At 38.1% G+C, this 7,793-nt stretch carries 6 protein-coding genes and 2 pseudogenes; 3 read left to right on the forward strand and 5 right to left on the reverse strand.

Features of this window, described 5'->3' with window-relative positions:
- A pseudogene (locus tag LC574_RS16855) lies at positions 1 to 1,713 on the reverse strand (hypothetical protein); the annotation flags it as partial.
- Positions 1,714 to 1,761: 48 nt separating this feature from the next.
- Between LC574_RS16855 and LC574_RS16860 the strand changes: the two are divergent.
- Complete coding sequence (locus LC574_RS16860) at positions 1,762 to 2,292, forward strand: hypothetical protein (RefSeq protein ID WP_229454578.1); 531 nt, start codon at positions 1,762 to 1,764, stop codon at positions 2,290 to 2,292.
- A gap of 36 nt (positions 2,293 to 2,328) precedes the next feature.
- Positions 2,329 to 2,568: a hypothetical protein gene (locus LC574_RS16865; protein WP_229454579.1), complete on the forward strand. Its 240-nt coding sequence runs from the start codon at positions 2,329 to 2,331 to the stop codon at positions 2,566 to 2,568.
- Positions 2,569 to 2,652: 84 nt separating this feature from the next.
- Here LC574_RS16865 and LC574_RS16870 read toward each other — a convergent pair whose 3' ends face one another.
- The gene (locus LC574_RS16870) at positions 2,653 to 3,021 is read right to left on the reverse strand and encodes a hypothetical protein (RefSeq protein ID WP_229454580.1); all 369 of its coding nucleotides are present in this window, start codon (positions 3,019 to 3,021) and stop codon (positions 2,653 to 2,655) included.
- A gap of 388 nt (positions 3,022 to 3,409) precedes the next feature.
- Here LC574_RS16870 and LC574_RS16875 point away from each other — a divergent pair, with 388 nt between their 5' ends.
- A complete protein-coding gene (locus LC574_RS16875; protein ID WP_229454581.1) occupies positions 3,410 to 4,216 on the forward strand; it encodes a P63C domain-containing protein in 807 nt (268 codons plus the stop codon).
- 271 nt (positions 4,217 to 4,487) lie between these two features.
- Here the strand turns inward: LC574_RS16875 and LC574_RS16880 are convergent.
- From LC574_RS16880 to LC574_RS16890, 3 genes and pseudogenes are all read right to left on the reverse strand, one after another.
- Positions 4,488 to 6,104 (reverse strand): annotated as a pseudogene (locus tag LC574_RS16880) (IS1634 family transposase).
- A gap of 356 nt (positions 6,105 to 6,460) precedes the next feature.
- The gene (locus tag LC574_RS16885; protein ID WP_229454582.1) at positions 6,461 to 7,039 is read right to left on the reverse strand and encodes a cupin domain-containing protein; all 579 of its coding nucleotides are present in this window, start codon (positions 7,037 to 7,039) and stop codon (positions 6,461 to 6,463) included.
- A 71-nt stretch (positions 7,040 to 7,110) separates the two neighbouring features.
- Positions 7,111 to 7,668 (reverse strand): hypothetical protein, encoded by a 558-nt coding sequence (locus tag LC574_RS16890; RefSeq protein ID WP_229454583.1) that lies wholly within the window; start codon positions 7,666 to 7,668, stop codon positions 7,111 to 7,113.
- Positions 7,669 to 7,793: the final 125 nt, after the last annotated feature.

Here is a 7,793-nt window from a genome sequence, read left to right on the forward strand (position 1 = left end):
CTGCATTAAACTTTTTATCAAACTTGTGTTTGGCGGCGATCGCCGCAAATCTTTGTTGGGGTGTAAATTCAACTCCCTTGAATAAATCCTGGAACTGAACTATCGGGCGAGATTCTAACTGTGATTGTTGGAAATATTTATTAGTTTGGCTGATTAATAATTCGACTGGGGAATAGCCTTTGGGAGTAATCCCAGTGTTTAAATAGGATGAACAAGATTTCTTATCTTTAATATAATTAACATCTCTATATAAATAACGCTGATTCTCCTTTATCAAGTTCATTTCAGGAGTTTTGGCACTTTTGAATAGGTCAACAGCAATTTGATTGTGGTAGCATCCCTCTTCAATCATGCTCCGATACATCTGTCGATTAACATCCATTGCCTGTTGGATGATTTCGGGAGTTCTCTCTTCATCAGCGAGAGCGATAAACTCTTGCATATATGGTTTGTACTCAGGTCTAATCGGTTTGGGACGTGACGAATTTTCTTGGTCAAATAAACTGTGATAGTGGCTAGATACTTGGTCTAAATATTCTGATTTTTGTTCGAGGGTGCCGTAAGTTTTAAGTATCTCAATTTCCGATTCCAAAGCTTCCAATGCTGTTACCTGATTATTGATTACACCCACGCTTATGCTGTCGCTCATGTGGATAGCGATTTCTTCAAAGGGGGGCTGGGTTCCGTCTTCTCGATAAAAAGATTGTTTTTTCAGCTTGACTGTAGGGGCATAAGCGTTTTCGGGCTGATTTCTGTATTCAGCTTCGGCTGTGAAATTGGGATATTGAAGTGCAAGTGCCACGCCAATGCAGTCCCCGTCAAAATCTCGTGCTTGGCGTTCTGATTCGGTTTCGGCTGGATCTATAAAATCAACATCAATCCCTTGTGCTTCTAGCTCTGCAATTCGGGATTGTATGCGCTTATGGTCTTCATCGTTGACTACAATGATGCCTTGCAAATCTGTACCATCTGGAGCTTGACAATCTTTAATGTGTTTATTTTCTGAAACACACAGACCATTAGAATTAAGAAATGGAGAACGAAAGTTTAAGACTTCGGGATGATCAGGTCAATTTTTGATTCATTATTTGAGTCAGCGTATTCTATTTTGCTAAAGTCGTAAGGTCGTAATGTTCCCTTTCCAAATCGATATTTATCATCTTGACCATCCCCATCCCTCCAGCCAAATCGATGCTGAACAACACGATAATCTTTATCTTGTTGTTCATCTCGCTTTGTTAGTCGGTCATAGACTTGAGTTGAAACTTGACCGTAGCAATCACCTACTAATTTAAAAGCATCTTCATTTTTAATAAATCCTCCATTCTCTCCATTTGCATCATTCACTATCAAAATATTTAACTGCTCATTAATCGAATGTTTGCAATCACCCAAGAAAATTGACCCATAAGCACCACGGTCTTTTCGATCTGGGCATAGCTTCTCAATTTCTGGCAAGCATTCTGGTGAACCATAAAGCAGCCTGGTTTTAGAAGAAAGTAATAAAATATTACCATCTGGGTGATTTTGTAAATCTTTGGGTTGACTATATTCATCTATATGCCCAAATGAAAATTCTTGATCTGGAAAGTAAGACTCTAATAATGTATTCTCTAATTTTTCAGTTAAAATTGAATCAGGATTGTTGTGGTCTCCATCAGTATGAACCCATTGATTTAGTCTGGTATCAAAGTGTTTAAAATGAAGAGTCATAAAACTTTGAGTTAATTAAATGTTTATCAATCTTGTGAGGAATTAATTATGTCAAGAGTAAAACGCTGGATAAATATGCACGGGAAAGAATTCAATCCAGATGGAACATTGAAAGATGAAGTAAGACAACAAAAAATATCTTTTGGGGCAGATCCAGCAGCAGTTGATAGTTATGCTCGTAGAATGAAAACCAGTTATGACGAGTGGAAACACCTAGATGAAACCTCACCAGAAGAATGGGTGGAGTATACCGCTTACGATTTCTTCACTCCAACAGAAAAGGAACAATTTAACCCCGATGGTTCCCTCAAACCCGAATACATGGAATCTGAACTTAAAAAGGGTATTAGCGAGGGATGGCTCTCAGAAATGGAGCGCCGCAAGAAAATTGATGTGGACAACTACAATAAAGTCTCTGCAAAAAAAGCTGAAATGGGCATCAACTTCGGTCAACAAGAAATGAATAGCAGAAACTATGCCAGTAGAACCTACGTGCAACGCCGCAAGCAAATGGAAGTTGACTTGCGAAACTTCGAGGATACTGACAGCTTGCCTTTCGACAAAGACACAGCATTTTAGGTGAGCTTACTTCTTCCTTCACGCACTCTTGGAGGAATGGCACTAAGAAAAGGGACAATCGTTGAGGCAGCAGGGGTGCAGAGGAGCGGAGGAGCAGGGGAGAAAGAAGAAGTTTTAGGCAATACGAACGGATATTTAGAAATTCCCCTCTGCACCCCTGCCCCTGTGCAATCCTTACGCTGCCTACCATTCAGCTTAACAAGCGTGCCATTCCACTCTTGGAGTGAGCGGGAGCAGAGAGTAGCCATCACTGCCCCGAATTGTGGCTTTAGCTAAATATATGGAGAAGCTGAAGGTGTTGGTATTAATAACACTTTCAGCTTTTTGTGGTAAATTTATGACGCTGATTGACCATCTCAATCAACGCTGTTGACCAGCAGGTGGGCTAATTACAGCTTGTGATCCTTGAGCAGACTTGAACACCCCATTAAAAAAGGCAATCATTCCCAGAATAGCGAAGGCTGTAATGATTACCCTTTGGAAAGCATTGAATACAGATCTCTCTTTTATTGCTTCAGTCCAGACTTTCTGGAGTTGGTCTGATGTTCTTTCGTTCCATGTCAAATACTGTAAAGCTTCGATACATGAAGAGATATCATCCCCTTTTTGAACTTTCTGACACAACAGGATTTCAAGTTGTTCTTTACGACGCTCAGGGATAGAAAAATCTATATTTTGTAACTGTTCAGGGTGTATACCGTTGCTCGGTTTAAATTGTAGTTGTTCCATAATTTTTCTCTCTTATATTTTGGTGTATGGAAAAGGTGTAGAAAAACCTTCTACACCCCGGATTCTGCAAAGTGAAAGCGTCAACTGTATTTAACAGTGAACAGTTATCAGTTATCAGTTAATTCATCAGACTGAAACCATGTGTTTACTGTTCACTGATTTACCTCCTACCGCAGAGTTTATATGTTCTATCCTCACAAAATCAATTGACCAAAGTACGGAAAAAAACGGTACTTCGGTCTAGAGAAAAATTAGTCTACTCATGCTAAAGCTATAACTCAAAATTCATCAAAACAGAACTTGGCTTTCAGCAGCTATAAAGCCGTGTGATTTCTTGAAAAACGCTACGCGATACTAACCAGAATTTGCATTTTCTTTAGGAATAATCATGGCTAAGAAAAAGTATCAGGCAGCAGAAGCTGTCGAGTTGTACATTGGGAATTATCGATTTGATGCAATCAGGATTCTTGAGACAAAGGAATATCGGATGTCTCAGAATCACATACTTGAAGCAATTAGTATAAATAAAAACTGGTTGACCAGGTTACAGTTTAGCTTGCCTCGCGTGTACCAAAGCCTTGTGAAACAAGGTCTAAATCACGTTACACTATCTGCGGAATATACGGTTAAAAGTACAGTAACGCGTGCTGTAACGTGGTCATTGAAAGATGTCAGAATTATTTGGCGTTACTTTGATAGACAGGGAAATCCCGAAGCTCAAAAGCTAATCGATGCCTTGTCAGAAGACTCGTTAATCAGCAGATTCGAGCAGGTTTGGAAAGAATCGCGTCCAGTTGAGCAACGGCGGAAAGATGATTGTCGGATTTTGTCCACGCCACGTCCCTGGACTTTGATGTTTGAGAATGAATTTGAGTCCAACTTGGCAAGGATTACCAAACTGCATAAGAGGAATATCAGAAACGGGCTGTATTATTGGGAGTTTATTTATGGTTGGATGACACCGGAAGAAAAAGCCAAGCTTGATCTCGTTAACCCTGTTTTAACTAATGGGAGGAGGAAGCACAAAATACATCAGATGCTATCTTCGGAAACGAAAGAGAGATTGACCCCGCACGTTACCTCAATTTTGATTCTAATGAAGTCGGCTAATTCTGTTGACGAACTGCGGCGATTAGTGCAGCGACAGTATGGAATAGATCAGCCCAATTTGTTTGATGGCTGGAATATTGGATAGTTAGTTTGATCGGAAGCGATCGCTCTAATACCTATAACCCACATTCCGCACTTCAAATTGAAGTATAAAGAGATTACAGTCAAGATCAGAGCGAAAAGTTAGGATAATTAAGAAAATAATGCTGAATTAATATGATGAAATCCGAGAAATAATCAAACATAAAAGATTTGACTCATAAAGGAGGTTATTTAAGCACTAAAAATTCGAGGAGCAAGAAATTTCTCTTCGGATTATAGATCAACTTTTGTTCACTCTTTAAACGTTGTTTAGATTAAGAAAGCAGATAATATTTTTGACAAGATGATGGCAGATAATTCAAAATAAAATGACGTTCTGACGTTAAATTAATAATTTGATTAACACCATTTAAAGTCAAAATATGAATTCCTTGAAAACATTGAAATACCCATCTTAATGTCGGACTAATCGTTAACTTTCCTAGTTGATTTTTGATTCCGATTTTGATTCGTTTTAAGCTACTTCTTAGTTCCCTTTGACCAAGATTATAAACTAACAAGCACAAAGACATTAAAAATAACATTGTCTCGATTCGTTCAGGATTTTCCACAAAGAAACTATCAGCAAAAAATAAAGGGTCTTTCAAAAATCTAAATCCTCTCTCACAAGACTGTTGATTTTTATAATTTGTAATAATTTCTGATGGTGTTAACTTCTCATCGTCAACTAAATTAGTTGCTAAAATAAATCTTCCGGCTTCTTTTCTCATTATCTCTATCTCTTCTGGTTTTTTATGACCCACTCCTGACATTTTATAAATAGTTTTATTCTCTTTTGACTTACTTTCAGTAATTTGAACTTCTTTAATTTCAAAAAAATTCAATTTTTTGTTAATTCCTTTTAGCTTATATAGAGCTTGCTCTGGATTCTCAAAATTTTCTTTTTTTAATTCTTTGAGCAATTTTTCGACTTGTTCTTTTTCTTTTTTTAGCTTTTTATCTAGCTTTTCTAAATCACTCTCTTTTCTTTTTTGACTTTCTACTACTAGCCAAACTTGTTTAATCCCAGCATAATTTACTATTTCTTCTTTCCATTTGTATCCGTCTAAATTTACGGCTACTCTTTTTTCTCTTTCTTCCAAACTTATCTCTTCTATCTCTACCAACCGAACTAATTCTTTTGCTCTTTTTATCGTCATCGGTACTCTACTTATCCATTTTAGATGCTCAATTAATTTGAGATTTTCTTGACTATATAATGCACTATCACAGACCATGATACTGTCAAAAATTATTTGCTTTTTAAACTCTACTAATATTTTCCCAAACACGGCTTTATCTGCTTCATTTCCATCTCCAACTCTCATTAGTAATGGTATATCTCCATCACTACTTGTTATTAAATCTAAAACACATTGTTTCAAATCTGGTCTGTGGTCACGAGAATATCCTTTGGTTATAATTATTGGTCTTTCTCTAATTATTCCTTCTTCTTCTTTCTTATCTTCACTTTTGTACTCTCCATGTAGGTGAAATGATGTGGCATCCAAGTGAGAATATTTTGTGTCTATCTTAAATTTTTTAATCACAGATAAGATAATTTCTATAAATAGATTGTTCAATCCATAGTTATATAATTTATCCATAACTCTTCCAATTTTATCGTCATTTATCTAATCACTTTTTATCCCCTCCCCCAATAAAATTTCTATTCCTTTATCATCAAAAAACTGGCTAAATAAATATAAAGGTCTTGATACAAATCCCAATCCATTTATTAAAATAGCTTTGACCAATATTCCCGCTGCAATCTTCTCTCGAGGGTCTATTCCTAATTTAGAATTAATTGTTTCAACTATTCCTATTTCATCAATCAACCCAGCTACTATTCCCAAGTGATCGATATTTTTAATTTTTGCTTTTGGAGACATTTTTTCACCTCTCAAATATTGTTGAGTTTTTTTGATTGTCTCACTTTTAATATCTCAGTAGGTTGCCATGATAAAACAATGTATGCTGATTTTTCTAAAAAGCCTGAAACCAAGTATTTATAGGCTATTTACCCGCCTTCTACTTCCTAAGATAGGTTGATTTCTGAATACTGACTTACTTAAATATTTTGAGTATATTTATTGACTTTTTTCACTGAGTAAACATGTAGTATTTAATACTACTTTATGAAGTGCGGAATGTGGGCTATAAACCGTATAAGAGCGATTGCTTGCCTGTTACATGGGGACTTGCACCATCATCTTGTGGAATCTTTTGATTCTTTTTTGTAGCTCTTCTAATAGGGACGGCCATCTTTGTGCGTTAATATCCAGGCACCATCTGTTACCTGAGTTGCTTTGAGATCATCATTTGGGTATTCGACTTCATCTGGTGCTGTGCGATCGCCCATCTCTAGGTAGGTCACGGTTTCTTGGGATCGGTTCACCAGTTGATGGGCAATCCCCGTACCCGCTTTGAATCCATAGCAATCCCCCGCACTCAATGAGAATTCCTGTTCTCCCACCACCAAAGTTGGAGTTCCCTCTAGAATAAAAATGAATTCATCTTGCTTTGAGTGACTATGGGCAAGGGCAGACACTGCACCAGGTGAAAGATGGGTCAGATTGACCCCAAACTGAGTTAGCCCAAAGCACTCGCCAAGCTTTCGTTTCAACCGGACATTGACCTTTGAGGCATAGGGTTCTGGATAAATCGTTTTCCCCATCGTTGCGGGAACGGATTGGGCTGAAATCGGTGATTGATTCACGATAATCTCCGGCGTAGCTGGATAGTGATTGCTGCCATTCCCGGATGCCTGTATATGGCAACGGATTTGAAAGCTTGAAACCCACCATAATCGGTAAGGGATAAGCACAAGTATAGAATGTCACGAAGATTCATGTGAAATCTCGTCAAGGATTTCACATGAATCTTTGTGACATTGGATTAAACCCCTGGATGCATGGTTAAAAACCCGTTCTTCTCCCAAACTTCTTTGGGTGGAGTGGAATTGCGTACAGGCGGGGATTGGTAAGAGTCTGGGACTAATTTCTCTTTGCGTTCATAGCTAAAATTTTCATCTAGCATTCTGACGTAGCTAATATGGCTAGCCCAAACATCAGCAAGCCTGTCACCCAGCCCTTGAGTGTTTAAAGGCTTGGGAAGAACTACGCCTCCATTCCAAACAATGGGTATGCTCTCATGCAGAAAATGTTGAGTTAATTCCTTACGCACAAACTCACTAGTACCGCCACAAATGAGAACTTCGTCCAATGCGGCGAGATTTTTCACCCACCGCAGTAATGCGCGGCAATATTCGTCACGGACAACAGATAAAACTGACTTAAACAACTCCAAATCAGAATTGATGAGAGCTTGTGTGTTTCGGCGCGACAAATTACGTAATGGATCAGAATTCCCCTGAACGGCTTCTATTAAACCGGAGGCCAAGCGAGGATCAGATGCAGATAAGCCCACGCCAGTACGTTCCACAAACTTTTGCAATACTCAAACCTCCATTAACTGATTCTGACTTCTGACTTCTGGATTCTTCTTAAAAATTCTAAATCGACTATGGGTTACATTGCGATTAAAGGCGGCGAAACGGCTATCGAAGAAGCAATTAAATT

The organism is Nostoc sp. CHAB 5715 (genome assembly GCF_020829685.1).
Lineage (GTDB): Bacteria > Cyanobacteriota > Cyanobacteriia > Cyanobacteriales > Nostocaceae > Nostoc.

Bases quoted from the DNA above. Each gene is read 5' to 3' on its own strand.
- LC574_RS16860 (WP_229454578.1), top strand. From the start codon at position 1,762: ATGTCAAGAGTAAAACGCTGGATAAATATGCACGGGAAAGAATTCAAT.
- LC574_RS16875 (WP_229454581.1), top strand. From the start codon at position 3,410: ATGGCTAAGAAAAAGTATCAGGCAGCAGAAGCTGTCGAGTTGTACATT.
- LC574_RS16865 (WP_229454579.1), top strand. From the start codon at position 2,329: ATGGCACTAAGAAAAGGGACAATCGTTGAGGCAGCAGGGGTGCAGAGG.
- LC574_RS16870 (WP_229454580.1), bottom strand. From the start codon at position 3,021: ATGGAACAACTACAATTTAAACCGAGCAACGGTATACACCCTGAACAG.